Genomic DNA, 25,589 nt, shown 5'->3' with positions numbered 1-25,589 from the left:
ACCGCACCCTACCCGGCTACATCAAACGTAGTGCAGCCAGTTGTCGTGTTCGGGCAGCTTGCCGCCGACCAGATCAAAGAAGCGGGCCTGCACGGCGGCCGTGACCGGGCCGCGCTTGCCTTCGCCGATGGCGCGATTGTCCAGCTCGCGTACCGGAGTAATTTCGGCGGCGGTGCCGGTGAAGAAGGCTTCGTCGGCGATGTAGATGTCGTCGCGGGTCATGCGGCGGGTGCGCACTTCATAACCCAGCTCACGCGCCAGGGTATGCACCGTATCGCGGGTGATGCCGGTCAGCGCCGAGGCGATCTCGGGTTCGTAGATCACGCCGTTCTTCACGATGAAGAGGTTCTCACCGGCGCCTTCGGCCACGAAGCCTTCGGTGTCCAGCAGCAGGGCTTCGTCGTAGCCGTCCTGGGTGGCTTCGAGGTTGGCGAGGATCGAGTTGGCGTAGGTGCTAGCAACCTTGGCGCGGGCCATGGTCACGTTCACGTGGTGGCGAGCGAAGGAGGACGTCTTGACGCGGATGCCCTTTTCAAGACCTTCGGCGCCGAGGTAAGCGCCCCAGGGCCAGGCAGCGATCGCCACATGCACGGTGGCGCCGCGCGTGGAGATGCCCATCTTTTCGGAGCCGTAGAAAGCGATCGGGCGCAGGTAGCAGGATTCGAGCTTGTTGGCGCGCACGACTTCCTTCTGGGCTTCGTTGATCGTTTCCTTGTCGTACGGCATCTTCATCATGTAGATGTGAGCCGAGGTGAACAGACGATCAGTGTGCTCCTTGAGGCGGAAGATCGCGGTACCGCGATCAGTCTTGTAGGCGCGCACGCCTTCGAAGACGGACACGCCGTAGTGCAGGGAATGGGTCAGCACATGGGTGGTGGCATCGCGCCAGGGCACCAGCTTGCCATCCATCCAGATGAATCCGTCGCGATCAGCCATCGACATGTCAGGAACTCCGAAAACCGTTAGGGGAAGCGACTGATTTTAGCTTAAGCCGCTCTTGCTGCCCACCGCCCTCCGGATGGTGCTGCGTTGATCCGGGCTACAATCCGCCCTTTGTTGCACTGCATTGGCTGCCATGTCGATCTGGAAACCGCACGTTACCGTTGCCGCCATCGTGGAGCGCGAAGGGCGCTTCCTGCTGGTGGAAGAGCACACCGCTGATGGCGTGCGTCTGAATCAGCCGGCCGGTCATCTTGATGAAGGTGAATCGCTGGAAGCAGCTTGCGTTCGTGAGGCGCTGGAGGAGACGGCCCACCATGTTGCCGTTGACGCGCTGGTGGGCATCTATCAATGGACGCGCCCGAGTGGCGATATTACCTATCTGCGCTTTGCGTTTGCCGCGCAGGCGAGTGGTTTCGAGGATGGACGCAAGCTGGACGAGGGCATCATCCGCGCTGTGTGGCTGACGCCCGAGGAACTGGCGGCTCAGCCCGAGCGCTGGCGCAGTCCGCTGGTGATGCAGTGCATTCAGGATTATCTGGCCGGCCAGCGCTATCCGCTGGGCGTGATCCGGCATTACGGTTGAAGGATTGGAATCCATGAAGATCGATGGAGAAGGCATGAAGGTTGTCGTCGGCATGTCCGGCGGGGTGGACTCGGCGGTGGCGGCCCTGCTCTTGAAGCAGCAAGGGTATGAGGTGACCGGCCTGTTCATGAAGAACTGGGAAGACGATGACGACGACGAGTACTGCTCGACGCGGCAGGATCTCATCGACGTGGTATCGGTATGCGATGTGCTGGGCATCGACCTGGAGGTCGTGAATTTCAGCAAGGAGTACAAGGATCGGGTGTTCGCGGATTTCCTGCGCGAATACGAGGCTGGTCGCACGCCGAACCCGGACATCCTGTGCAACAGCGAGATCAAGTTCAAGGCCTTCCTGGATCACGCGGTTGATCTGGGCGCGGACAAGATCGCCACCGGTCACTATGCCGGCGTGCGCGCTTTCGAGAACGACGGGCGTACCGAGTTTCAGCTCCTGAAGGCTGATGACGGCACCAAGGATCAGAGCTACTTCCTGTATCGCCTCAATCAGTCGCAGTTGTCGAAGGCGATTTTCCCGCTGGGCAACATCTACAAGCGCGAGGTGCGCGAAATTGCCGAGCGTGCCGGCCTGCATGTGGCCACCAAGAAGGATTCCACCGGCATCTGCTTCATCGGTGAGCGCCCGTTCCGTGAATTCCTGATGCGCTACCTGCCGACCAAACCGGGCGAGATCCGTGCGCTGGATGACAATCGCCTTATCGGCGAGCATCAGGGCCTGATGTACCACACCATCGGCCAGCGCAAGGGTCTCAACATCGGTGGCATCAAGGGCAATGACGTGGCGGGCGAACATGAGGCCTGGTACGTGGCCGGCAAGGACATGGCCAGCAACGTGCTCTACGCCGTGCAGGGCCACGCCCACCCGGCGTTGCAGCGGGAGCGTCTGATCGCTGCGGATCTGAACTGGATTTCCGGTCGTGATCCTCACACCCACTGGGTGTATGCCGCCAAGCCGCGTTATCGCACTTCGGATCAACCCTGTGAGATCGACGCGCTGACGGATGGCCGCGCCGAGATAGCCTTCGCCGCGCCGCAATGGGCGGTGACGCCGGGGCAGTCGGTGGTGGTGTATGAGAGCCGCGTCTGCCTGGGCGGAGGGATCATTTTGTAATTGATCATTCCCATGCTCTGCGTGGGAATGATCGAAAGCAAAGTTGAAGGGTTTGAGGCTGGGCTCTGCCGCAGGCTTCGACTTCTTCACTTTGCTCCTGCAGCCTGTTCTGAGCTTGCAAAAGGGCTCAGTACGAACGGCTTGAGAGGTAAGTAGCTCCATGCACACCCGTTTCTTTACCCGTCGCTCCGTCGTCTTCGCATTGGCTACCCTGTGTTGCCTGCTGTGGGGGAGTGCCTATCCAGCGATCAAGAATGGCTACGCCCTGCTGCACATCGCGGCGGATGACATCCCCGGCAAGCTGCTGTTTGCGGGCTGGCGTTTTTTATGGGCCGGCCTGCTGTTGCTGGTGTTTGCGCATTTCTCGGGCAAGTCGCTGCGCCTAGCTTCCGCCCGCGCGGCGGGCGAGGTGTGTCTGCTGGGGCTGACCCAGACTGCGCTGCAATATGTGTTCTTCTACCTCGGGCTGGCCTACACCACTGGCGTGAAGGGGTCGATCATGAATGCCACCGGCACCTTTTTCTCAGTGCTGCTGGCGCACTTCATCTATCACAACGACAAGCTCAGCGCGCCGCGCATCACCGGCTGCCTGATCGGTTTCGCCGGTGTGCTGGTGGTGAATTTCAGCCCCGAACTGCTGGACTTCCATTTCAGCTTGCTGGGCGAGGGCAGCGTGGTGCTGGCGGCCTTCATCCTCTCGGCCGCCTCGATCTACGGCAAAAAACTCTCGCAGCGTATCGATTCGGTGGTGCTGACCGGCTGGCAGCTCTTCATTGGCGGGCTGGCCCTGCTGGCAGGGGGCTGGGCGCTGGGCGGGCAACTGGAGACCTTCTCGCCGGCGGCGTTGGCCCTGATGGCCTACATGGTGCTGCTGTCGTCGGTGGCCTTTGCGCTGTGGACCATCCTGCTCAAGTACAACCGTGTCGGTCTGGTGACGGTGTTCAACTTTCTGGTGCCGATCTTTGGCGCAGGCCTGTCGGCGCTGTTCCTTGACGAGCGCATCCTCGAGTGGAAGAACCTGCTGGCCTTGCTGCTGGTATGCGGCGGGATCTGGCTGGTGACCCGCGAAGCATCAGCCAGCAAGGCTTGATTCGCTGAGGATGGTTTGAACGCTGCAGCTAACCTCACTCGCCAGTAATCAGCGCCACGATGCGGGCCTCTTCGGCCTGCCACCATGGCAGCACGGCTTCGCCCGGCATCGGCCTGCCAAGCAGAAAGCCTTGTACCTGCTGGCAGGACAGGCTTTGCAGCAGACGGAGCTGCTCTACGGTTTCCACGCCTTCGGCTAGCGTGCTGAGCCCCAGATCCAGACTCATGCTGATCATTGAGGCGAGGATGGTGCGCAAGCTGGGTTTGCCCGGCGCATCGGCCACGAAGGAGCGATCGATCTTCAGTTCGGTGAGGGGCAGGCGCGAGAGTTGCTGGGCGGTGGAAAATCCGGTGCCGTAATCGTCCATCGACAGGCGGAATCCCTTCAAACGCAAGCGCCCAAGGGCGCCGAGGCCGGCGCCCAGATCGCTCATCAGGGAGGACTCGGTGATTTCCAGAATCAGGCGATCGGGTGGAATGCCTGCGCTCTGGGTACGGCGGATCAGGTCATCACAGAAGTAGCGGTCTGCCAGGGAGCGGGTAGAGAGGTTAACCGCCACATGCGGATGGAAGCCTTCTGCCTGCCATTGCTGCATGCGGGTCAGCACGGCATCGAACATCGCGCGGGTGAGGTCATCAATCAGGCCATGCGCTTCGGCCACCGGGATGAAGGCCACCGGTGGGATCGGCCCGAAGTGTGGGCTGGTCCAGCGGGCGAGCGATTCGAAGCCTTCCAGCTTGCCGCTCACGAGATTGAGCTTGGGCTGGAAGTGCGGAAGGATTTCCTGGTGGGCGAGTGCGTCAGCGAGGACTTCTGGTGAAACCTTGAGGCCCGCATCGACCGCTGGATGCTCGCGGACCTCGACCATTCGGCTGAAGCCTTCCAGCCCCTGCTGAAGCTGGATTCGGGTGAGCGGCTTGGAGAAGGCGCCGAGAATCGGCAGGCCCAGTTCCTGGCACATGGTTTCGATCGAGCTGAGCAGGTTCGGCTGCTGGCCGCTGACAATCAGGAAGGGCGGGCGATAGTTCTCGTTGGCCAGAGCCTGCAGCATTTCGATGCCGTCCATGCCGGGCATTTCGAGGTCGACGATGAGAAAAGCGGGGGGTGGCGTCTGGTTGCGGATCAGATCGAGCCCGGCGTGACCATCCGCTGCTTCGAGCACCCGCGGCACACCGGCGCTCTGCAGCAGGTCCACGGCGTTCATGCGCTGCACGCTGCTGTCATCGACAACCAGTGCGCCGTAGAGCTTGATTGGGCGGGGCAGGCCGTTGCGCATGGGAGCTGTTCAGCGTCCGAAAGACTGCATCACGGTGGGGAGGGCTTCGAGACCCATCACGTCGCGCGCGCCGCCGTGCTTGATGGCTTCCTTGGGCATGCCGAACACCACGCAGCTGGCTTCATCCTGGGCAATGGTGCGGGCGCCGGCATCGAACATTTCCTTCAGGCCGCGTGCGCCATCGTCTCCCATGCCGGTCATGATGATGCCAAGGGCATTGGCGCCGGCCGACTTCGCGACTGAGCGGAAGAGCACGTCCACTGAAGGGCGGTGGCGAGACACGAGCGGTCCGTCGACGACCTCCACATCGTATTGCGCGCCATTACGCCGCACCACCAGATGCTTGCCGCCCGGGGCGATCAGGGCGTGGCCGGCGAGGATGCGATCACCCGTTTCGGCTTCCTTGATCTTCATCGGCGAGCGTTCGTTGAGCCGGGCCGCGAAGCTCTTGGTGTACATCGGCGGCATGTGCTGCACTACAACGATACCGGGGGTGGTGGCCGGAAGGCAGCCAAAGAGGTATTCGAGGGCCTGGGTGCCGCCGGTGGAGGTACCTACGGCGATGAACTGGTCGGTGGTGCGGGCCATGGCGCTGCGCCCGGAGGGCGGCGCCAGCACGGCATCGGCTGTGAGTTTTTCGTTGGCACGCTCGGCGCTCAGACTGGCCCGTGCAGCCGGGGTGCTGAAAGGCGGCGTGGGCGGTGGCGGAGGGCGGCGCAGGGCTTGGGGGCGCAGGCGGGCGCCGGCGGCTTCGCGGATTGCGGTGAGAAACTCGTCTTCGTAATCGCGCAGGAATTCGGTGAGTTTTACCGTGGGCTTGGTGATGATGCTCACCGCGCCGGCTTCCATGGCCTGGATGGTGGTTTCGGCCCCGGCTTCGGTGAGCGAGGAGCAAATCACGGTGGGCGTGGGGTGCTCGGCCATGATCTTCTTCAGGAAGGTGATGCCGTCCATGCGTGGCATTTCCACGTCCAGCACGATCACGTCGGGCCACTGTGTCTGCATGCGTTGCAGGGCGAAGATAGGGTCAGGCGCGGCGCCGATGACCTGGATGCCGTGATGCTTCTGCAGGATTTCCTGCAGTACCGAGCGGACGACCGCCGAGTCGTCGATGATCATGACTTTGATCACAGTGCTCTCCTCATTTTGTGGGCTGGGTGCGACGGAAGACTGCGGTACCGGTCTGTTGCATGCCGGCTGGCAGGGCGGTAAGGGTTTCGGATTCGCCCAGATAGAGGTATCCGCCGGGCTGCAGGCAGGCGACGACATGGGCGAGGATGCGGCTACGCCGGGGGGCGTCGAAGTAGATCAGTACGTTGCGCAGAAACACGACATCAAATTCGCCCAGGGCGCTGGCAGGCTCCAGCAGGTTGTGCTGCTGGAAGCGCACGCGCTGGCGCAAGGCGGGGGCGATCAGGAACTGCCCGTGGTAACGTTCCAGACCCTTGCGACACCAACGGTGCAGCGTGCGCTCGGGCATGTTCTGCAGGCGCTCGAGCGGATACAGGCCGCGCGCGGCGTGCTCCAGTACCTGGGTGGAAATGTCGCTACCGGTGAGCTCCCAGCCATGCAGGCCGAAGTGCTCAGCCAGCTGCATGGCCAGGCTCCAGGTTTCTTCGCCGCTGGAGCAGGCGGCACTCCACACCTTCACCGGCTTGCGCTTGAAGCCGGGCAGGGCGGTCTGTGCAAAGTGCTCGTGCTGGCGTGGCTCGCGGAAGAAATAGGTTTCGTGGGTGGTGAGTGCGTCGAGCATTTTTTGCCGCTCGGCTTCTTCGGCGGGGTCGCGCAGCAGTGCGCAGTAGGCATCGAAACCCGGCAAGCGACGGGCTTCGAGGCGTTTCTGCAGCCGGCTGATGACCAGCATCTTCTTTTCGGGGCGCAGCCGGATGCCGCTGGCTTGTTCGAAGTAGGCCTGCAGCCAGGCAAAGCTCTGGTCGGAGAGCGGGTGGGGAAGCCGGGGCATGTGCATGTCCACGCGCTTCTCCCGCTCAGACGCTGGCAGGCTCGGCTTGCGGGTTCATCTCGGTCTGGTCGATGAGGCGGCGCAACTCGTGCGAGTTGAGCACCTTGTCGATATCCAGCACCACCACGAACTTGCCGTTGCGGTTGATCATGCCGGCCACGAATTCTGTGCGCAGCACGGTACCAAATTCGGGGCGTGGCTCAACCTGGGCGGGGTCAACGTCCAGGACGTCGTGCACCGTGTCGACCATGATGCCGAGAAGCTGATGGAGGCTGTCTTCGCTGCTCGCTTCGAACACGATCACGCAGGTGCGCCAGGTGATCTCCGAGGGGCCGCGGCCGAAGCGCGCGGCGATGTCGATGAGGGGCACCACCGAGCCGCGCAGGTTGATCACGCCGCGCAGGAATTCGGGGGCCAGCGGGATTTCGGTGACGGCCGGATACTCGATGATTTCGCGGATCGGCCCCACCGGCACCGCGAACACCTCCTTGTGTAGCGTGAAGGTGAGGTAGCGGCGCGGACTCTGGTCATTGCTGCTCATGATGCACCTCAGAATCCGGTGAACAGGGATTCATCGACTTCGCCGGGCTTGACTCTCTTGCTGAGGTTCTCGCTGGCGCCGCGCGGTATGTCGATGCTCGATTCCGGTTCGATGAAGCTTGAGGCGTCGTGGCGCAGCTTGAAGAACTTCACCGCCTGCTGCAGCTCGACGGCCTGGCTGCTCATCTCTTCGGCTGTCGAGGAGAGCTGCTCGGAAGCGGCCGCGTTGGCCTGGGTAATCTGGGTGAGCTGGTTCATGGCCATGTTGACCTGGGCCACGCCATTTTGCTGCTCGCCCGAGGCAGCGGAGATTTCCCTGACCAGATCGGAGGTGCGGGCGATCTCGGGCACCATTTCGCCCAGCAGATGGCCGGCGCGTTCGGCGAGGCCGACGCTGTTGCTGGCGAGCGAGCTGATTTCCTCGGCGGCGGCCTGGCTGCGATCAGCCAGCTTGCCGACTTCGGAGGCCACCACGGCGAAGCCCTTGCCATAGTCACCGGCGCGGCCGGCTTCGATGGCGGCGTTCAGCGCCAGCAGATTGGTCTTGTAAGCGATGCTGTTGACGATGCTGATCTTCTCGGCGATCTGGCGCATTGCCGCAACGGTATCGGCGACCGCATCGCCACTGAGCTTGGCGCCATCGGCGGACTTGGCGGCAATGGTGTCGGTGACCTTGGCGTTCTCGGCGTTCTGCGACACGGTGGCGGAGATTTCTTCCATCGAAGCGCTGGTTTCCTCGACACTGGCGGCCTGGTTGCCGGAGTTCTGTGCCAGCGAGGAGGAAGAGGCTGCCAGCTCTTCGGAAGCCGAAGCCAGGGCGTCAGCCGAGGAGCGTACTTTCTGCATGATCACCGAGAGGCGATCAACCATCAGTTTCATGGCCCCGAGGGCGCTGTTCTTGTTCTTGGCATTGACCTCTACGGCGAGATTGCCTTGGGCCACCTGGCGCGCGATTTCGGCCACGTAAGCGGGTTCGCCACCGAGCGAGCGGAGGGTGCTGATGGTGACGAAGGCGCCAATGCCGAAAACGGCCAGCAGGCAGATGCCGGTTACCAGGATGGAGATGTTCTGTGCGCTTTCGCGCACCTTGAGCGCTTCGGCCGCCATTTCCTTGCCGGTCTGGGCGTTGTCGTTGAGGATCTCTTCAAAGGCCTTGGACAGTTTGGCGGTGTAGGTGGCGTGCTCCTTCATCAGGGTGACGAGCTTGTCAGTCTTGTTCAGGGTGTCGGCATTGGTGGTCTTGACCTGCTCGACAACCTTGTTCTTGAAGCCGAAGTATTCGTCGAAGGCGTCTTTCAGAGCCTTGTGCAGCCTGGCATCGTCGTCGTTGGAAATGACTTTCTCGTAGTCAGCCAGTGCCTTGTGGATCTGTTTTTCGTTGGTGAGCATGTCGCTCTGCAGTTTTTCACGATCCTTGGGTTCGGTGGAGATGGCCAGGCGCCACAGCAATACGCGGTTCTTGGCATAGGGATCGATGGCGTCGTTCAGGATCAGTAGCGAGGGCACCGTGTTTTCGTTGGCGAAGTTGGCGCTCTCGAAGACTTTGGTGGTCTCCTTGCCGGCGAACCAGGCGAGGAAGACGAGGCCTGCAAGGGCCGCGACGACCAGAAGCAACATCTTGTGGATCAGTTTCATGGCAAATCTCCTGGTTCAGGACAGCTGGATGGTGCGGGGGGCGCGCTCGCCACCCTGTTCGGCCAGACGCACGCGGCTGGCTTCGACCTGCGAGGTGCGGTCGAAGAGGGCCGGTACATCGAGAATCAGGGCGACCTTGCCGTCGCCCAGGATGGTGGCGCCTCCGAGTCCGTGAATACCGGACAGGAGGTAGCCCAAAGGTTTGATCACCGCTTGCAGTTCGCCGACAAGGCGGTCGACCAGGATGCCGGCGCGGCGTCGCCCGCTCTGCACGATCAGCATCGAGCGGTATTCGCCGCTGCTGTGAGCGGGAATGCCGAACACATCGGAGAGCTTCACGAAGGGCAGCGGCTCGCCGCGCAGGTTGATGATGTCCTGTGCGTCCGGTTCGTCCTCGATCTCGATGCACTCGAGAACCAGTTCTAGCGGAATCACGAAGTTGCGCTCGCCCACCATCACGCGGAAGCAATCGATGATGGCAAGGGTGAGGGGCAGGCGGATGCGGAAAGTGCTGCCCTGACCGAGCACCGACTCGATCTCGATGGCGCCGTGCAGTTCGTCGATATTGCGGCGCACGACATCCATGCCCACGCCGCGTCCGGAAAGATCGGTGACCTGTTCGGCGGTAGAGAAGCCGGGCTTGAAGATCAGGCCGAAGGTCGCCTGTTCGTCGAGCTGGGCATCGGGCGCAATCAGGCCGTTCTCGATGGCCTTGGCACGGATCCTGGCCGGGTTGAGGCCACGGCCGTCGTCGCGCACCTCGATCACGATGCCACCCGAATCCTGGAAGGCATTCAGGCTCAGCCGGCCCTCGGCGGGCTTGCCGGCTTCGAGGCGCTGCTCGATCGGCTCGATGCCGTGGTCGATGGCATTGCGCACGATGTGCAGCAGCGGATCGGCGAGTTTCTCGATCATGGATTTATCCAGCTCGGCTTCGGCGCCGCTGATCGAGAGCTCGATCTTCTTGCCCAGATCCTTGGAGACGTCGCGCACGATACGCGGGAAGCGCTGGAAGATTTCCCCGATTGGCGTCATGCGTAGATTGAGGCTCTTGTTGCGGATCTGCTCGACGAGCTTTTCGATCTCGCCCATCACTTCACCCACGGCCGAGAACTGCTGCTGGCGCACGAAGAGCTGGCCGCTGGCGGCGGCAATCACCAGCTCGCCGACGGTATTGATGAGTTCATCGAGCTTGCGTGCCTCGACCTTGACGAAGGTCTGCTCGCCCGCGGCACGACGCGGTGCACGCGGGGCACTGGCGCCGGGGGCGGCGGGCTGGGCGGTGGTTTCGCTGGGGCCGGGCTGTGGTGCCGGCGCCTCGATGCGCTCGATGCGGATGTCGCTGCCCTCCGCCACGAAATCGAAAGTGGCGGAAATTTCCTGTTGGCTGGCAATCGAATCGAGCAGGATCGAGAAGCGCAGGTAACAGCATTCAGGATCCATGTCGGCAAGTGCCGGCAGGCTGTCGCTGTCGGTATGGATGGCCACGATCTCGCCTAGGCGCGCGAGGTAGTGGATGAAGGACAGAGGATCCATGCCATCGCGCAGCACTTCGGGATAGAAGCTGAGGCTGATGCGCCAGTGGTGCAGTGCGTTGGCGGAGCTGACCGGGGCGTTGCCGGTGGCCGGGCTGGCGCTGGCGGCCGGTTTGCCGAGGCAGGTGTTGAGGGCTGTGAGCAGATGCGCGCGCTGGGCCGGGTCCGGCTCGCTGTGCTCATGGCCTTGTTCGAGTTCGTCGATCAGGCGGCTGATGTAGCTGCCGCAGTCGAACATCAGCGAGAGCAGTGCGGCATCGGCATGCAGCGTGCCCTGACGGACCTGCACCAGCACGCTTTCCATCACGTGGGTGAAATCCACGATCAGTTCGAGGCCGAAGAGGCCCGCCGAACCCTTGATGGTGTGCGCTGCACGGAAGACGGCGTTGATGTCCTCCGGGTCCGGTCCTTCCTGCTCCATGCGCAGGAGTGCCGCATCCATGGCGGCCAGAAGTTCGCGCGATTCTTCGATGAGCGCGGCGCGGGCGCGGTCCAGATCGATCATGCGAGGGCCTCCTGTTGGCAGGCGCTGCGCAGCGGTTCGAGCTGCAGCAGTTCAACGGTCTGCACGAAAGCTTCCGAGGGGGCCGTGATGCGCACCGGATGGGATTCATGCAGCAGGGCGGTGAGGATCTGCAGGCCGGCTACGTCAATGCTCTCCAGGCCGGAGAGATCCAACTCCAGTTGTTCGGAGGTGGTGAGTGCCAGCGCCAGGGCGTCGCGCAGTTCGGCGGCGTCGGCGATGCTGACTTCGTCGGCCAGCGCGATGCGCCGCTGCGGGCCCGGATCAAGAATCGTGAGTTCCATCGGGGCTTCTCCGGTCAGGGGGCGATCAGTTTGGAGACGGCATCGAGCAGGGCCGGCGGCTGGAAGGGCTTGACCACCCAGGCCCGCACGCCGGCAGCCTTGCCATCGGCCATCTTGGCCGGATCGCTCTCGGTGGTGAGCATGATGATCGGGGTGAATTTGTAGGCGGGCAGTTGCTTGGCGGCTTTCACGAAGGTGAGGCCGTCCATGTTCGGCATGTTCACGTCGGAAACGATCAGGTTGTATTTGCGACCGTCGAGCTTGGTGAGCGCATCCTTGCCGTCGCAGGCTTCCACCACTTCGTAGCCGGCACCCTTGAGGGCGATGGCGAGCGTGATGCGCAGGCTGGAGGAGTCGTCGACAATCAGGATGGTTTTGGCCATAAGCAGGGGTCCTCAGAAAAATGTGATCGCCGGCGCGGCAGTGGCGGCTGCCGGGCTGGCCTCGCCGCGGTGCACGCGGTGTTGATCGAGCATGGTGTAACTCTTGGAGAGCTCGGCCTGCCACTCCTCCAGCGAAGGCATGTCGACGGCCTGGAATCCGCGTGCGGCGATGTCTTGCGAGACTTCGTCGAAGCGGCTCATATCGATGCACACGTGATCCATCACCTGGTTGATGCGGTCATGCGTCTGCATGCGCACCAGCACTTCTTCAACATGTCTGCGCACGGTGTTGCGCTCTTCCTGCAGGGCCTGCATGGAAGCCTGCATGCGCGAGGTGACGGCGTTGAATTCCTCGACGATGTCGTGCGCGGTGGCCGCAGATTCCTTGCGCATCAGCTCTTCCTGAGTCGCGGCCTGTTCGGAGAGCTGCATCGCGGTACTCATGGCATCGTTGATGGTCTGCACGGTGCCGGCAATCGATTTTCCGGTGTCGGCCGATTGGGTCGACAGCTTGCGCACTTCGTCGGCCACCACTGCAAAACCGCGCCCGGCTTCACCCGCGCGTGCGGCTTCGATGGCTGCATTGAGGGCGAGCAGATTGGTCTGGTTGGCAATTGCGCCGACCTGGGCGGCCATCGAGCGCAGCCCTTCCATATGGCTGGCTACGCTGGCGATTTGGTTGATGAGGGCAGTGGTGATTTCGTGTTCTCGATCGATGGTGCTGCTGATCTGTCGCAGGCCGCTCTCGGCGCGCTGCACGGCGGCAATTGCGGCCTGGCTGTCGTCTGCGCCGCTGACCTGGCCCAGCAACTGGCTGATACCGGAGAACTGACTGGCGAGCTGGGCGGAGGCTTCATCGAGTTGCTGGCGCACCGACTGGATATGACGCAGCCACAGCGGCACTACGCCATGGGCGACGGCGAAATAGCGCTCGCGCACATGCTGCTCGGGCTCGCTGCGTGGGCTGCTGACGAGCGGCTCACTGAAGCTCAGTGGCTGGGCGGGGCTGGTTTGATCGGCGCCGGCGAGCAGCCACAGCATCAGTGCGCCCATCACCAGGCCGACCATGAGGCCCAGCCACCAGCTGCTGGCAAGCAATGTCATGGCCAGCAGATTGGCGCCGGCAAGGGCGCGGACGCGCATACTGGCTGTTGGAGCGGACATGCTTTCCCCCGATCAGATCAAGTCCGCACGCGGCAGAAAGAGTCCGCCCGTGCAGGAGCCATAACGGTTTTCCTGCCTTGTGGCTTGATGGACCATGTACTTTTGGGCGGGGCTTTTGCCTGGCCTGTATCAGTCTTTTACGAAGTGGCGTCTGAAGCGCTTTGTGGCGGCGCAGAAGTGTTTTCGGCAGGGCCAGAAAACATAAGCCGGGCCGGCAGATTTGATCGGGCAGAATCCCGCCTGCCAATGAATGGCAGGGGGAGACCACTATGAAAAAACTGAATCCATTGCACGCTTGGCAGCGCGTGGCGGCAGGCTTGCTGATTACCACCGGAATGGGGGCCGGGGTGGCCCGGGCGGGCGAGGCGCCGGAGCTGGCTGCACAGGTGGCAGCGGGGAAGTTGCCGGCGCTGGCCCAGCGTTTGCCTGAGAAGCCGGAAGTGATCAGCCAGGGCAAGCCCGGCCAGTACGGCGGAACGATTCGCTCGGCCCTGCGCGGCAATGGGGATGGCAACGCGATCCTGCGCATGATCGGGGTGCAGGGGCTCGCCCGCTGGAAGCTGGATTTCTCCGGCGTGGTACCGAATCTGGCCGAAAGCTGGAGCACCAACGCCGATGTTTCCGAATACATCTTCAAGTTGCGCCGTGGCCTGCGCTGGTCGGATGGCGCACCTTTCACCAGCGACGACATCCTGTTTGCGGTGAACGATCTCCTGGCCAACAAGCAGTTTCTCAACGCGATGCCGGCGCAATACCAGATCAACGACAAGCCGATGCAGGTCGACAAGATCGACGAGCAGACTGTGCGCTTCAGGTTTTCCGGCACCTATCGTCAGTTCATCGAGCAACTGGCAACGCCCTTGGGCCAGCATCCGGTGATGTTCCCCAAGCACTACTGCAGCCAGTTCCACCCGAAATACAACCCGAAGGTGGATGAGCTCATCAAGGCGGCCAGTGCCAAGGACTGGAGCCAGCTTTTGCGCATCAAGTGTGGTGAGCCCGAGGCGCCCACGCGCTGGGGCAATCCCGACAAGCCAACGCTGGATCCCTGGGTGATCAAGGAGCCCTACAGCGGCGGAGCAACCAAGGTGCTGATGCAGCGAAATCCGTACTTCTGGCAGGTGGATAGCAAGGGCCAGCAATTGCCTTATGTGGACAAGGTCCAGTTCCAGGTGATCTCCGAGATTGAAACCATCGTGCTGGCCGCGATCAATGGCCAGCTGGACTTTCAGGTGCGCCATATCGACGCGATCCAGAATCGGCCGCTGCTCTCCGAGAACGCCGCAAAGGGCAAGTACGCGATCATGAATCTGGTACCCACGCCGACCAATTCGGGTGCCCTGTTCCTGAACTACACGACGAAGAACGCCAAGCTGCGCGAGCTGATCCGCACCCGGGATTTCCGCGTCGCCTTGTCGCTGGCGCTCAATCGCAAGGAGATCAACGACATCGTCTATCTGGGCCAGGGCGAGCCCTGGCAGATCGGGCCGCTGCGCCAGCATCGGCTCTACAACGAGAAGCTGGCCAAGCAATACACCGACTATGACCCCAAACAGGCCAACGCCCTGCTCGACAAGCTGGGCCTCGCCAAGCGGGATGGCGATGGTTTCCGTCAGTACGCCTCGGGCGGGCGGGTGAGCCTGTACCACTCGGTCATGGTGTCTTCCAGCCAGGCCATGGAAAATTCGGAGCTGATCCGCAAGCACTTCAAGGATGTAGGCATCGAACTGGTGATCCGCCCGGCCGAGCGCACCCTGCATTACGACCGCGCCAAGACCAATGATTACGATACGGTGATCGAAGGACTCAACGGCGGCATGGATCCGACGCTCGACCCGCGTGGTTACGTGGCCGTGCATGCCACCGAATCACGCCAGGGCCTGCCCTGGGTGCGCTGGTACGAAACCAATGGCAAGGAAGGCGAAGCGCCGACCGAAAACATGCAGAAGCGCCTCAAGCTCTACGACCAGTGGATTGGTGCCCGATCGGATCGCGAGGCTGACGAGCTGTTCCGCCAGATCCTGGCCTTGTGTCAGGAGGAGTTCGAGATCATCGGCACGGTGCGCAATCCGCCCACCACCGGTATCCGCAACGCGAAGCTGATGAATGTGCCCGAGCGCTTCCCTTACGGTTGGACCTACGCTTCACCGGGCGCCACTCTGCCGCAGCAGTTCTATTACGTGAAATAGGGCCGGGCAGCGCACATGAAAATGGCGACCTGCGGGTCGCCATTTTTGTCGCTCAGGTGTGCAGGGCGTTGTGCAGGCGTCGCCCTGGTCGCAAGCCTGCTGGCTCAGCCCGGCAGATCCGCCAGATACAGCCCCGGTTTGCCTTCGCGGTCGCTGCCGAAGAGCACCTGCTTCTCGTCTGGCGTGAAGGAGGGGTGCGGATGGGTGGCCTGGGTGTTGCCCTTGTATTCGGCCCAAGTGCTGTCGTGGCGACAGATCTTGCGGTGGCTGCGACTGGCCATGTCGAAGAGGTGGATGTAAGGATCGGCCTCGAAGGCGTGGCCGTCCTTGTCGGCCACGTCACCGAGCTGGCCGGCGCCGTCGCCCACCAGCAGGCTGCCGTTGAAATTGCTCATCAGGTGCGCGCAGGGCGGCATCGCCATGATGTTCTCATTGACGAGCGTCACCGGGTCGGCGGCGCCGATGAAGCGATCCTGATCGCCCTTGGTGTAGCTCACATACATGAGCCTGGAGCCATCCGGCACCCAGAATTCGTGCATGCAGGATTCGTGCGGCGCGTGCTCCTTCACCTTGCGCAGGTTCGTGCCGTCGGAATTGATGAACCACATGCGCGCATCGACCAGATCGTGCGGGCCTTCGTGGCAGAAGCCCATGATGCTGTCGTCGAAGGGGCGGAACATCGGATGCCCCATGTGGCGGCGCTGGTCCAGCACCACGCGGGCTTCGCCGGTGGCGATATCGATATCCATCAGGCGCTGGCGCGGATTGACCTCGAACTGCTTGCGAAAACGCTCCCAGCCACTCACGCCGGTCACCACATCGGCTTGCAGGATTTCCATTGCTGCGATGTGCGTACAGGCGGAATTGGGCACCCAAGTGCCGGCGCCTTTCCACTCCGGCGGCACGGTATAGATGATTTTCTCTTCGAGGGTGGCGAGATCCACGCGGCGATGCTCGCGCCCGCTCTTTGTGTAGAAGAGATACTGATCGTCGGGCGAGAGATAGGCGCCGTGATAGTTATCGCCCGTGCCCTCGGTGATCTGGCGGGCGAGGCCCGTATCCAGATCCAGCATCCAGATGTTGAACACCCCGTCGAACTCGCCACCGAAGTGCAGTTTGCGACCATCGTTGGTGAAGCACTTCTGATAGAAGTAGTTGCGCGGGCAGGCTACGTCGGGCGGTGAGAGGCGGGTCACGCGTACGCCGGTGTCGGGGTCGCGGAATTCGTGGAAGTGAAACTGGATGCTGCGGCCTTTAGGCATGAAAGACTTCCTCCAGAGATGAAGGGGGCATTCTACCCTTGTCTGCCAAGCTGTTTTTTGAGCGGGGCTGCTACGGAATTTTCTGTACTGCCATGAAGAACGGGCGGTTCTCCGTAAGGAGACCCGCCCGCTCTGAATGTGTGAAGTGATCGATCTACATCATGCCCAGCGTTTTCGGCAGCCATAGCGTCAGTGGCGGCCAGTAAGTCACCAATACCAGGAAGCCAAGCATGGTCAGCAGCCACGGCCATACGGCGACTGTGAGCTCAGTGATGCCCATCTTGGTGATCCCGGAAGCTACATACATGTTCAGGCCTACCGGCGGATGGCACATGCCGACTTCCATGTTCACCGTGATCAGGATGCCGAAGTGGATCGGATCGATGCCCAGTTTGGTTGCGACCGGGAACAGGATTGGCGCCATGATCAGCACGATGGAGGAAGGCTCCATCACGTTGCCGGCGACCAGCAGCAAGACGTTGACTGCGAGCAAAAAGGCTACCGGGCCAAGGCCCTGGGCGAGCAGCCAGTCCGCCAGCTGTTGCGGGATGTTCTGGTCGGTCATGATGAAGCTGAACATCACTGCGTTGGTGATGATGTAGAGCAACATCGCGCTCATGTTTGCGGAGGAGAGCAGCACGCGCGGCACATCCTTGAGGCCCATGTCCTTGTACACGAACACTGCCACGAAGAAGGCATACACCGCGCTCATGGCGGCGGCTTCGGTCGGTGTGAAGATGCCCGAGTAGATGCCGCCCATCACCACGATGATCAGCAGCAGACCCCAGATGCTGTTCCAGTAGGCGCGCCAGACTTCGAGTGCCTCCCACATCAGTTCGAACTTGAAGGTGGGTGCGATCTTCGTATAGCTGCCGCAGGCCTGGATCAGGCTGAGCCAGCCGAGCATCACGGCCACGGGGATGAAGCTTGCGTAGAGGGTGGGCAGGCTGCCGAAGGCTTCGATCAACTGGACGCTGACGAATACGGGTACGCCCAGCACGATCAGGCCGATATAGACGAAGCGCGTCACCCACTTGTTCTTCGTGCTCCAGGGTGCCAGCGCCAGCCAGAAGACGCCGGCCAGGAAGTAGGCAAAGCCGGCATTGGGAAGAACCTTCGCGAGCAAGGTGCCAACAATCACGGGGGGGATGGCCGTGAACATTAGTGCGTAGAAGGCACCGAAGAGACCGCCAATGGAGGCTTGCAGGCTGTTACGGTCCTTGAACAGCATCACGCGCGGATAGTTGTACTTGCGGGCGCGATACCAGGTCGTAAGGCCCAGCAGGAAAGCCAGCAAGAGGCCCGGGATCACACCGGCCATGAACAGCGATCCGACCGAGGTGTTGGTGGCCACTGAGTACATCACCATGACGATGCTGGGCGGGATCAGGATGCCCAGAGCGCCGGAGGTCGTAATCACGCCGGCACCGAAGCGGTTCGGGAAGCCTGCCTTGACCATAGCCGGCATCAGGATCGAGCCGATCGCCACTACCGTGGCCGGGCTGGAGCCGGAGAGTGCTGCAAACAGTGCGCAGGCCATCACGCCTGCCAGACCCAGGCCGCCGTGCCAGTGGCCGACCAGGGAGGTGGCAAAGTTGATCATGCGCTTGGCCACGCCGCCGTGAGTCAGGAAGTTGCCGGCCAGGATGAAGAAGGGAATGGCCATGATCTCGAACTTCTCAATGCCGGTGAACAGCTTCATCGCCACGGATTCGATCGGCACCTGGGTCATGGTGTAGAGGAAGGTCAGCACCGTGAGGCCCAGCGAGATCGAGATCGGCATCCCGGTGAGCATCAGGGCCAGCAGCAGGCCGAAAATGATGGCGGCGTTCATGCGCGGCTCCCTTCAGCGCGGGGTGCGGTTTCTTCGTCGTCCAGGCCGTCGACCGCAGCGTGATCGTGATGCGGCAATTCGCCTGTGTGCCAGAAATTCCAGGCCACTTGCAGGAAGCGGAAACACATCAGCGCCGATCCGAGCGGCACAGCGAGGAAAACCGCCCAGGTTGGCCATTCCAGATCTGGGGTGACAGGCCCCTCCGGCACGAATTCGGTACTGCCGATGAGCAAGTTGTATTCATGGTGCAAGCCGTTGCCCCATACGAGCATCCAGCCCAGGGTACACACGATGGCAGTGAAGCTGGCGCCGGCCAGCAGGCCGAAGAGCACAAAGCGCGCACGGATGCGATCAGGCATCTGGTTGATGGCAACGTCGACGCCGACGTGGATCCCGGTGCGCACGCCGTAAGCGGCACCGAATTTGGCCATCCATACGAAGAGGATGATGGTCAGCTCCTGAGCCCAGCCCAGATGCAGGCCCAGCAACCAGTCCTGCAAGCCGGGAATTTCCAGTCCGGCGAGATAGCGGTGGACCACCGCGACAAAGATGATGAGGGTGGCTGCACCGATCAGACTGGCGATCAGCCACTCTTCAAGATGATCGAGGATTTTCATGCGAGGCTCCTGAGCAGGGGCGAAGGGAAAAGCACGAAGGGGGCTTGCGCCCCCTTCGTACTATGCGGCTTGATCAGGGCTTGGCCGGATCGAAACCGGTTTCCTTGTAGACCGACTTGATCAGCTCGGTGCCGATGCGCGATTCCTGCTCTTTGTGCACCTTCACCATGACCTTCTTCAGTTCGCTGCGCTCGGCTGGCGAGAGGGCCACGACCTGAGTCTTGCCAGAGGCCTTCACCGCATCAGTGGCGTCGGCGTTTTCCTTCAGGGCAATCGCGTTGGCATAGCGGGTGGATTCATCCATGGCGCTGGAGACAATCTTCTTCAGATCAGGCGAGAGTTCGTCCCAGAATTTCTTGTTGATGATCACCGCGTAGCCCAGGTAGCCGTGGTGCGATTGCACCATGTACTTCTGCACCTCGTGCATCTTCTGGGTGTAGAAGTTCGACGGCGGGTTCTCCGTGCCATCCACCACGCCGGTCTGCAGTGCCTGATAGACCTCGGAGAAAGCCATCACCTGCGGGATCACGCCGAGGCTGCGCATCTGCGATTCGAGCACCTTCGAGGACTGGATGCGCATTTTCAGCCCTTTGAAGTCCTCGGGCTTCTTGGTCAGCCTGTTGGCCGAGAAATCCTTGAAGCCGTTGTCCCAGTAGGCGAGGCCGACGATGCCCTTGGGCTCGAGCTTCTTGAGCAGACTGGCACCTACCGGGCCGTTGGTGATGCGGTGCAGCGCGTTGTAGTCATCGAAGATGAAGGGTAGGTCGAAGAGTTCGAACTCGCGTACACCCAGCGGGCCGAACTTGGCCAGCGACGGAGCCAGCATCTGCACAGCGCCAAGCTGGATGGCGTTCATCTCCTCGCCGTCCTTGTAGAGCTGGCTGTTGGGATAGACCTCGACCTTGAGTTTGCCGGCGGCGCGTTCATTGACGAGCTTGGCGAACTGGTCGGCCGCCTTGCCCTTGGGCGTGTCTTTGGCCACGACGTGGCTGAACTTGATGACGATGGGTTGCTGTGCGAGGACCAGCGGACTGGCGGCAAGAGCCATGAGGCCCAGCAACAGGGTGCGGCGGATGTTCATGGTGTAGTTCTCCTCTGTGGGGCAGGCTAAGAGCCTTCCCTTGTTTATATGCAATGCGGGCAGACTTGCATAACGCAGCTGCAGCAAGGCCTGCCGTGGGGGTGACACAAGGCTTGATGGCAAGGATGGCTGCCAGCCCGCTTGTGCGCGGCACTTCGGACGTTGAGCGTACGAATGCGCGCAGTGTGCTCTGTGACAGATGCCGCGTGGCATCGGGGTTTTCCTGACGTGTCCCTGGTGTCACGTACGCGCGCCAGGCGAGGTGGGCACAGAACTGCCTGTTCAAGCGGCGGGCCAGGAAGAGTGAGTGGCAAGCGCACAGGCTGCGCAGGAGCCGGGCTGCCAAGCGGGCTGCTGGGACGGCTTGGTGACAAAGGGCAGGGGGCGCTGAAAGCCTTTCCGTCAGGGCTGTTTGCGCGCTTTTCCGGTAGCCTGGAAAACATCCTGGGCCATGCTCAGCGCGGAGCGCCGCGCTCGTTCGAAAATGCTTTTGTCCTGAGTGTGGCTGCCCTTCTGGCCCGATTCTGGTGGCCTGTTGAGCGCCGTATCGGAAGCGGGCGGGAGCCGACTGTGCGTGGGGCCGCAACATTTGTTGACGAATCTTGCCGAGTACGAGTGCGCGTGCAGGACGAGAAGGCTGCCTGCCAAGCACCTCGCAGGGGGCGGGTGTCTTCTATGTCCTTTCGCAACGAGACCTTGATCGAGGCCTTGCAGGAAGTAATGGTCGAGCGTCGTCTGTAAGACCGACTCTTACGTACAGCTTCTGGTTTTCTCCCCAAGCCGGTGCGTGGATGCACCGTTGAGGGGTGAAAAACGCCCATTGGTGGCGTGTAAATCGCCGTCTGGCAAGGTTTGTGGCGTCCGGGCCTGAAATTTGCACTGTCCCGGTGCCGGCACAGCTGGCCATAAACGGAGACAGAACAATGCAAACCCCCAAACGCGCCGAGAGCCTTCTCGGCAAGTACCGCGAAATCGTGCTCGCGGTCGCTTTCTTTCTTGTGTTCGACCTCGCAGTTCTGGTCCTCAATTTCTACACCTCCTATCAGATCGCGGCGGATGCCGTGGCCATCAACCTTGCTGGCCGCCAGCGCATGCTTTCGCAACGCATGGCCAAGTCCGCCCTGATGCTGGAGGCCGGGCGTCGCGAGCAGAGCATGGAGGTGGCCGTGGCGCGCGAACTGGGCGATGCGGTGGCGCTCTTCGAGCAGAGCCTGAACGCCTTCGCTGCAGGTGGTGCGGTGAAGGGGGCGGATGGCAAGACGGTGCGCCTCGATAAGGTGAGCGATATCGATGGTCAGCGCATTCTGGGTGAGGCCAGGGCGCTGTGGCAGCCATATAGCCAGGTGCTGCGCACGGCGGCCGATACCTTGGGCGAGACGAGCGTGATCGCCGCTGCCAGTCAGGCCCGCATCCACAATGCCCGTCTGCTGGGCCTGATGAACGAGCTCACGGTACGCCTCGAAGCCGTGGCCTCGCAGAAGGCCCAGTGGCTGCGTGAGGTGCAGACGGCCGGCATCATCCTGGCCCTGCTCAACTTCGCCTTCATCCTGGTGAAATTCATCCGCCGCCTGCGCGAGAGTGATGCGCGCTCTGCAGCGGCCGAGCGCGAAACCGCTGAAATCCTTGGCACAGTGCGCGAAGGCCTGATCCTGATTGACCGCGAATTCCGCATCGGCGGCCAGTTTTCGGCCTCTGTTTCGGGCCTGCTAGGGCGCACGGTGAGCGAGGGCGATGACTTCCGCATGATCCTGCGCGACATCCTCAGCGTGGATGACCATGAGCAGGCCATTCAGTACGCCCGCCTGCTGCTCGGGGATCGCGTCAAGGAAGCCTTGGTGCGCGAGCTCAATCCGCTGCGCGAAGTCGGGGTACTCACCGACAAGGGGGCGCGCTACCTGAACTTTGAATTCACGCGCGTGATGGTTGATGGCAAGCTGATCCATCTGCTCGTGACGGTGGCCGATGTGTCCGAGTTGGTGGCGCTGCGCGGCGAGCTCTCCACCGCGCGTAGCCATGCCAACGAGCAGCTCAATGTGATGCTGCGCCTGGTGCAGATGCAGCCAGCCACCTTGATGGGATTCATTACAGAGGCGGAGGGGGGGCTGCTCGAGATCAACGATCGCCTCAAGGCCGTAAATGGCGGCCCCGGTGACTATCGCAAGCTCACCGCGCAGATCTTCCGCGTGGTGCATTCGATCAAGGGCAATGCCTCGATGCTGGGGCTCGATTTTGTGGTGCGGGATGCCGATCAGTTCGAAGACTTGCTCGCTCGTCTGAGGGGGCGCGACGAGCTGTCTGGTGATGAACTGATCGGCATCTCCGTCGCCCTGCAAAAGCTCTTCGAACGCATGGGCTGGCTGCGCGGCATGGCGTCCAAATACGCCGAACAGCCCGAGCAGCCACCGGCCGACTTCTGCGCCACCATCGAGGATCTGTGTAAGCGCGTGGCCAATGCTTACAGCAAGGCCGTACAAGCGCGCGTTCATCTCGATCCGCTGGACATGCTGCCTCAGCAGGCGGCCAGCGCGCTGCGCGTGATTGCCGCGCAGCTGGTGCGCAACGCGGTGGTGCACGGCATCGAAAGCCCGTCTGAGCGCGCGGGTGCCGGCAAGCCCACCGCCGGTGAGATCCGCATTGAGCTTTCCACCAATGGTTCCGAGCAATTCACTCTCTCGGTGCGTGACGATGGCCGCGGCCTGTGTGCCAAGCGCCTGCGCGAGCAGCTCGAATCCAGCGGCCAGCTATCTTCTGCCGAGCTCGCCGAACTCTCCGACAAGCAGGTCATCATGGCCATCTTCCGGCGCGGTTTTTCTACTGCTGACAAGGTCGATTCGCATGCCGGGCGAGGCATTGGCCTGGATGTCGTCAATCATGCCGTGCAGCGTATCGGCGGACGCCTGCGCCTGCTCACCCAGCCCGGGCGTTACACCGAGTTCCGTGTGGAGTTCGCCGCATGATGAAACTGCTCGTCGTGGATGATTCTTCAGTGATCCGCAACCGCATCGCCCAGCTCGCCACCCATCCGGATCTGCCGCGCCTCGAACTTGTGGGTACTGCCCGCCATGGCGTCGAAGCCCTGGAGCTGGCGCGCAAGCACCTGCCGGACGTGGTCACCATGGATCTGACCATGCCCAATATGGATGGCGTCACCTGCATCAAGGGGCTCGTCAAGCTCTCGCCCGAAATGCGCATCCTCGTCGTGTCTGCCCTGGGGGATCGCAAGACGGCGCTACAGGCCATGACCAACGGTGCGCACGGCTATCTGCACAAACCCTTCACCAGCGAAGAGCTGGTCGAGGGGCTCAAGGAATTGTTAAGGGACTGAACATGCGTGCCATCCAGGAACAGGAACTCAAGGCTTTCGTCGAGTCCGTCGCCCACTACTTCAAGCACTCTACCGGCGACCGCGCCGAGGTGCGCTCGGCCTTTCTGGCAGATACCGATCAGTACCTGCCTTTCTTCGACTATGCCGGCATCGTCGACGTGAGCGGTGACTGGAGCGGTAGCCTGTGCTTTGCCGCCCCGCGCGGCATGCTCTCGCACCTTCTGGTGGCGAGCGGCATGGATACCATCACGGATGCCGATCACCTCGATCTGGTGGGCGAGATCGCCAACATGTTCTCCGGTCGTGCCCGCAAGGAGCTGGGGGAGGGTTTGGAAATCTCGGTGCCGCGCCGGGCGGCCGGCATTGCCTTCAAGCCGTCCAGCGAGCCGCGTCCTTATGTGGTGCCGCTCTCCTGGCATGGTTTTGACGCGATGGTGGTGGTGGATCTGAAGACCGGGCGTCAATGAATTGACGTCGCCTCAAAGGGCAAGGGTAATCCCGATGCTTTAAAAGCAGCGCGTGTGTCCGTTAAAGCAGAAAGGTGCTCCGCCGAGCGCTGATCTGACAAGGACGCTTTTCATGCCCGATGCCCCATGTGCAAATCCAAGCTCGCCGGTATGGGTCCGTCTGGTCGGTTGTATTGGCCTGATGATCCTGTTTGCTTGGGCAGTGAGCATCTACTGGACGCATGCCGAGCAGCAGGCCATGGCTCAGCGGCAGGCCGAGAAGTTTGCCGAAAGCGTGCATCAGATGACCATGGCGGCACTCACTGCCATGATGATTACCGGCACCGTGGGGGAGCGTGCGGCTTATCTCGATCAGGTTGCCAATGCGCGAGATGTGAGCCGTCTGCGTGTTATCCGGGCGGATGCGGTGGCCCGGCAGTTCGGGCCCGGCACTGCTACACCCCTCAAGCCTGACGCAGATGAGGCAGCCGTTCTTGCTAGTGCTCAGCCGCTCTACCGTCACGATCCGGCGGCGGAGGAGCTGGTGGCAGTGCTGCCCGCCATTGCGCAGCCTGATTATCTGGGCAAGAACTGCCTGAGCTGTCATGCATTGGCCAAGCAGGGGGAGGTGCTTGGGGTGGTGAGCATGCGCATTTCTCTTAAAGAGGCTGGGCATACCGCGAATCTCTTCACCGCCAAGCTGATTGGGCTCGCTCTTTTGCTGGGTATTCCCGTTCTGGGGTTCGTCTATTACTTTGTACGGCGCGTGGTGAGTCTTCCGCTCGCGGCCATGACCCAAGGCCTGAACACCATCGCCAGTGGGGATGCTGATTTGCGGGCACGCCTGCCGGTAGGGCGAGAAGATGAAATCGGCCGGGCCGCACTGGCTTTCAATCAGCTCATGGAAACTTTTCAGGGCTTGATCCGCTGCACCGGAGAGGTCGCCGGGAAGGTCTCGCAGGCGTCGCGTGACTTGGCTAGTCACGCTTCAGACCTGATGGATGCGGCGCATGCCCAGAACGAGCGCTCTCAGGAGGCGGCCAACTCGGTCGAGCAGATCACGACCCAGGTCGAAGTCGTGTCTGCCAGCGCGGATCGTGTGAGGCAGGATTCGTTGGCGAGCCAGACCGAATCCCGTCAGGGCAATCAGAGGGTCCGTACCCTGGTTCAGGATATTCGTACCGTTGAGCATGCGGTGAGCCAGATAGCCTCTGCTGCAGATGAGTTCGTGACCAGTACTGATGCAATCACCCATCTCTCAGGTGAGGTCAAGGAAATTGCCGAGCAGACCAACATGCTCGCCCTCAATGCTGCGATCGAAGCGGCACGCGCCGGGGAGCAGGGGCGCGGCTTTGCTGTGGTGGCCGATGAAGTGCGCAAGCTGGCCGAGAAATCGGCCCATGCGGCTTTTCAGATCAACAAGGTGGCAGGCGGGATTGCTGAGCGTTCAGGCACGGTGCGTGGCTCCATCCGTGACGGAGGCGCGCGCCTGGCCAGCAGCGTGCAGGCTCTGGATCAGGTGGCTGCGGCGCTGGCTACCGCGAGTGAAGGGGTGGATCGTGTGTGCTCGGGGCTGAACGAGATCTCCGCCGCATCCCATGAGCAGCTTGCCGCATCGCAAGCCATCAACCAGGTCATGGATGAGATCGCCTCAAGTGCCCGCAACAACGATCAGTCCATCGCGGATACGCTGCGCGAGACCCGGACACTGGAAGTTCTGGCGGGCCAACTGCAAGGCGAAATCGGGCGCTTCCGGTACTGAGCGGTCATCACGAGCAGCTCTGCCGG

At 62.1% G+C, this 25,589-nt stretch carries 22 protein-coding genes; 8 read left to right on the top strand and 14 right to left on the bottom strand.

Annotated features, from left to right (window positions below):
* Window positions 1-21: 21 nt before the first annotated feature.
* Window positions 22-942 (bottom strand): branched-chain amino acid transaminase, encoded by a 921-nt coding sequence (locus HJ583_RS10755; protein ID WP_170021893.1) that lies wholly within the window; start codon window positions 940-942, stop codon window positions 22-24.
* 133 nt (window positions 943-1,075) lie between these two features.
* Here HJ583_RS10755 and HJ583_RS10750 point away from each other — a divergent pair, with 133 nt between their 5' ends.
* The 3 genes from HJ583_RS10750 (at window position 1,076) to HJ583_RS10740 (ending at window position 3,744) form a co-directional block, all read left to right on the top strand.
* A complete protein-coding gene (locus HJ583_RS10750) occupies window positions 1,076-1,525 on the top strand; it encodes an NUDIX hydrolase (protein WP_170021892.1) in 450 nt (149 codons plus the stop codon).
* A gap of 34 nt (window positions 1,526-1,559) precedes the next feature.
* Window positions 1,560-2,654, top strand: a complete 1,095-nt coding sequence (mnmA, locus tag HJ583_RS10745) for a tRNA 2-thiouridine(34) synthase MnmA (protein WP_170022024.1) — start codon at window positions 1,560-1,562, stop codon at window positions 2,652-2,654.
* A 160-nt stretch (window positions 2,655-2,814) separates the two neighbouring features.
* Window positions 2,815-3,744 carry a DMT family transporter gene (locus tag HJ583_RS10740; RefSeq protein ID WP_170021891.1) on the top strand — a complete coding sequence of 310 codons (930 nt, stop codon included), beginning with the start codon at window positions 2,815-2,817 and terminating at the stop codon, window positions 3,742-3,744.
* Window positions 3,745-3,778: 34 nt separating this feature from the next.
* Here HJ583_RS10740 and HJ583_RS10735 read toward each other — a convergent pair whose 3' ends face one another.
* The 9 genes from HJ583_RS10735 to HJ583_RS19090 are packed head-to-tail and all read right to left on the bottom strand — an operon-like array spanning window position 3,779 to window position 13,047.
* Entirely contained in the window at window positions 3,779-5,020 is a 1,242-nt protein-coding gene (locus HJ583_RS10735; protein WP_170021890.1) for an EAL domain-containing response regulator, read from the bottom strand.
* Between the two features lie 9 nt (window positions 5,021-5,029).
* A complete protein-coding gene (locus HJ583_RS10730; protein ID WP_408058193.1) occupies window positions 5,030-6,151 on the bottom strand; it encodes a protein-glutamate methylesterase/protein-glutamine glutaminase in 1,122 nt (373 codons plus the stop codon).
* A gap of 10 nt (window positions 6,152-6,161) precedes the next feature.
* Window positions 6,162-6,983 (bottom strand): CheR family methyltransferase, encoded by an 822-nt coding sequence (locus HJ583_RS10725; protein WP_170021889.1) that lies wholly within the window; start codon window positions 6,981-6,983, stop codon window positions 6,162-6,164.
* Between the two features lie 25 nt (window positions 6,984-7,008).
* Complete coding sequence (locus HJ583_RS10720) at window positions 7,009-7,524, bottom strand: chemotaxis protein CheW (protein WP_170021888.1); 516 nt, start codon at window positions 7,522-7,524, stop codon at window positions 7,009-7,011.
* Window positions 7,525-7,532: 8 nt separating this feature from the next.
* Window positions 7,533-9,158: a methyl-accepting chemotaxis protein gene (locus HJ583_RS10715; protein ID WP_235943801.1), complete on the bottom strand. Its 1,626-nt coding sequence runs from the start codon at window positions 9,156-9,158 to the stop codon at window positions 7,533-7,535.
* A 15-nt stretch (window positions 9,159-9,173) separates the two neighbouring features.
* Complete coding sequence (locus HJ583_RS10710) at window positions 9,174-11,198, bottom strand: chemotaxis protein CheA (RefSeq protein WP_217423368.1); 2,025 nt, start codon at window positions 11,196-11,198, stop codon at window positions 9,174-9,176.
* Window positions 11,195-11,500, bottom strand: coding sequence for an STAS domain-containing protein (locus HJ583_RS10705; protein WP_170021887.1), 306 nt, complete (start codon window positions 11,498-11,500; stop codon window positions 11,195-11,197). Before HJ583_RS10705 ends, HJ583_RS10710 begins: the two co-directional genes overlap by 4 nt.
* A gap of 14 nt (window positions 11,501-11,514) precedes the next feature.
* Complete coding sequence (locus tag HJ583_RS10700; protein WP_170021886.1) at window positions 11,515-11,883, bottom strand: response regulator; 369 nt, start codon at window positions 11,881-11,883, stop codon at window positions 11,515-11,517.
* Between the two features lie 12 nt (window positions 11,884-11,895).
* The gene (locus tag HJ583_RS19090; RefSeq protein ID WP_235943800.1) at window positions 11,896-13,047 is read right to left on the bottom strand and encodes a methyl-accepting chemotaxis protein; all 1,152 of its coding nucleotides are present in this window, start codon (window positions 13,045-13,047) and stop codon (window positions 11,896-11,898) included.
* Between the two features lie 269 nt (window positions 13,048-13,316).
* Between HJ583_RS19090 and HJ583_RS10690 the strand changes: the two genes are divergently transcribed.
* A complete protein-coding gene (locus tag HJ583_RS10690; RefSeq protein WP_170021885.1) occupies window positions 13,317-15,236 on the top strand; it encodes an ABC transporter substrate-binding protein in 1,920 nt (639 codons plus the stop codon).
* Between the two features lie 104 nt (window positions 15,237-15,340).
* Here HJ583_RS10690 and HJ583_RS10685 read toward each other — a convergent pair whose 3' ends face one another.
* From HJ583_RS10685 to HJ583_RS10670, 4 genes are all read right to left on the bottom strand, one after another.
* Window positions 15,341-16,498, bottom strand: coding sequence for an oligogalacturonate lyase family protein (locus HJ583_RS10685; RefSeq protein WP_170021884.1), 1,158 nt, complete (start codon window positions 16,496-16,498; stop codon window positions 15,341-15,343).
* Between the two features lie 154 nt (window positions 16,499-16,652).
* Window positions 16,653-18,332, bottom strand: coding sequence for a TRAP transporter large permease (locus HJ583_RS10680; protein ID WP_170021883.1), 1,680 nt, complete (start codon window positions 18,330-18,332; stop codon window positions 16,653-16,655).
* The gene (locus HJ583_RS10675) at window positions 18,329-18,949 is read right to left on the bottom strand and encodes a TRAP transporter small permease (RefSeq protein WP_170021882.1); all 621 of its coding nucleotides are present in this window, start codon (window positions 18,947-18,949) and stop codon (window positions 18,329-18,331) included. Before HJ583_RS10675 ends, HJ583_RS10680 begins: the two co-directional genes overlap by 4 nt.
* 73 nt (window positions 18,950-19,022) lie before the next feature.
* Window positions 19,023-20,030, bottom strand: a complete 1,008-nt coding sequence (locus HJ583_RS10670) for a TRAP transporter substrate-binding protein (protein WP_170021881.1) — start codon at window positions 20,028-20,030, stop codon at window positions 19,023-19,025.
* Between the two features lie 923 nt (window positions 20,031-20,953).
* On the opposite strand from HJ583_RS10670, the gene HJ583_RS10665 reads away from it, so the two are divergent.
* The 4 genes from HJ583_RS10665 to HJ583_RS10650 all read left to right on the top strand — a co-directional run bounded on the left by HJ583_RS10665 (window position 20,954) and on the right by HJ583_RS10650 (window position 25,563).
* Window positions 20,954-22,987: an ATP-binding protein gene (locus HJ583_RS10665; RefSeq protein ID WP_170021880.1), complete on the top strand. Its 2,034-nt coding sequence runs from the start codon at window positions 20,954-20,956 to the stop codon at window positions 22,985-22,987.
* Window positions 22,984-23,355 (top strand): response regulator, encoded by a 372-nt coding sequence (locus HJ583_RS10660; protein ID WP_101942359.1) that lies wholly within the window; start codon window positions 22,984-22,986, stop codon window positions 23,353-23,355. The genes HJ583_RS10665 and HJ583_RS10660 overlap by 4 nt, the downstream gene beginning before the upstream one ends.
* A 2-nt stretch (window positions 23,356-23,357) precedes the next feature.
* A complete protein-coding gene (locus HJ583_RS10655) occupies window positions 23,358-23,822 on the top strand; it encodes a chemotaxis protein CheX (protein WP_101942360.1) in 465 nt (154 codons plus the stop codon).
* Window positions 23,823-23,934: 112 nt separating this feature from the next.
* On the top strand, window positions 23,935-25,563 hold the full coding sequence (locus HJ583_RS10650; RefSeq protein WP_170021879.1) for a methyl-accepting chemotaxis protein: 1,629 nt from the start codon (window positions 23,935-23,937) through the stop codon (window positions 25,561-25,563).
* Window positions 25,564-25,589 lie beyond the last annotated feature (26 nt).

The organism is Uliginosibacterium aquaticum (assembly GCF_012972705.2).
GTDB classification, from domain to species: domain Bacteria; phylum Pseudomonadota; class Gammaproteobacteria; order Burkholderiales; family Rhodocyclaceae; genus Uliginosibacterium; species Uliginosibacterium aquaticum.
Note: the sequence above shows the minus strand (reverse complement) of the source record. Positions and strands in the feature narration are given on the sequence as shown.

Coding starts and splice junctions, on each gene's coding strand:
- HJ583_RS10755 (WP_170021893.1), bottom strand. CDS start 942: ATGTCGATGGCTGATCGCGACGGATTCATCTGGATGGATGGCAAGCTG.
- HJ583_RS10710 (WP_217423368.1), bottom strand. CDS start 11,198: ATGATCGATCTGGACCGCGCCCGCGCCGCGCTCATCGAAGAATCGCGC.
- HJ583_RS10715 (WP_235943801.1), bottom strand. CDS start 9,158: ATGAAACTGATCCACAAGATGTTGCTTCTGGTCGTCGCGGCCCTTGCA.
- HJ583_RS10685 (WP_170021884.1), bottom strand. CDS start 16,498: ATGCCTAAAGGCCGCAGCATCCAGTTTCACTTCCACGAATTCCGCGAC.
- HJ583_RS10670 (WP_170021881.1), bottom strand. CDS start 20,030: ATGAACATCCGCCGCACCCTGTTGCTGGGCCTCATGGCTCTTGCCGCC.
- HJ583_RS10675 (WP_170021882.1), bottom strand. CDS start 18,949: ATGAAAATCCTCGATCATCTTGAAGAGTGGCTGATCGCCAGTCTGATC.
- HJ583_RS19090 (WP_235943800.1), bottom strand. CDS start 13,047: ATGTCCGCTCCAACAGCCAGTATGCGCGTCCGCGCCCTTGCCGGCGCC.
- HJ583_RS10705 (WP_170021887.1), bottom strand. CDS start 11,500: ATGGAACTCACGATTCTTGATCCGGGCCCGCAGCGGCGCATCGCGCTG.
- HJ583_RS10680 (WP_170021883.1), bottom strand. CDS start 18,332: ATGAACGCCGCCATCATTTTCGGCCTGCTGCTGGCCCTGATGCTCACC.
- HJ583_RS10750 (WP_170021892.1), top strand. CDS start 1,076: ATGTCGATCTGGAAACCGCACGTTACCGTTGCCGCCATCGTGGAGCGC.
- HJ583_RS10740 (WP_170021891.1), top strand. CDS start 2,815: ATGCACACCCGTTTCTTTACCCGTCGCTCCGTCGTCTTCGCATTGGCT.
- HJ583_RS10655 (WP_101942360.1), top strand. CDS start 23,358: ATGCGTGCCATCCAGGAACAGGAACTCAAGGCTTTCGTCGAGTCCGTC.
- mnmA (WP_170022024.1), top strand. CDS start 1,560: ATGAAGGTTGTCGTCGGCATGTCCGGCGGGGTGGACTCGGCGGTGGCG.
- HJ583_RS10725 (WP_170021889.1), bottom strand. CDS start 6,983: ATGCCCCGGCTTCCCCACCCGCTCTCCGACCAGAGCTTTGCCTGGCTG.
- HJ583_RS10665 (WP_170021880.1), top strand. CDS start 20,954: ATGCAAACCCCCAAACGCGCCGAGAGCCTTCTCGGCAAGTACCGCGAA.
- HJ583_RS10650 (WP_170021879.1), top strand. CDS start 23,935: ATGCCCGATGCCCCATGTGCAAATCCAAGCTCGCCGGTATGGGTCCGT.
- HJ583_RS10720 (WP_170021888.1), bottom strand. CDS start 7,524: ATGAGCAGCAATGACCAGAGTCCGCGCCGCTACCTCACCTTCACGCTA.
- HJ583_RS10660 (WP_101942359.1), top strand. CDS start 22,984: ATGATGAAACTGCTCGTCGTGGATGATTCTTCAGTGATCCGCAACCGC.
- HJ583_RS10690 (WP_170021885.1), top strand. CDS start 13,317: ATGAAAAAACTGAATCCATTGCACGCTTGGCAGCGCGTGGCGGCAGGC.
- HJ583_RS10735 (WP_170021890.1), bottom strand. CDS start 5,020: ATGCGCAACGGCCTGCCCCGCCCAATCAAGCTCTACGGCGCACTGGTT.
- HJ583_RS10700 (WP_170021886.1), bottom strand. CDS start 11,883: ATGGCCAAAACCATCCTGATTGTCGACGACTCCTCCAGCCTGCGCATC.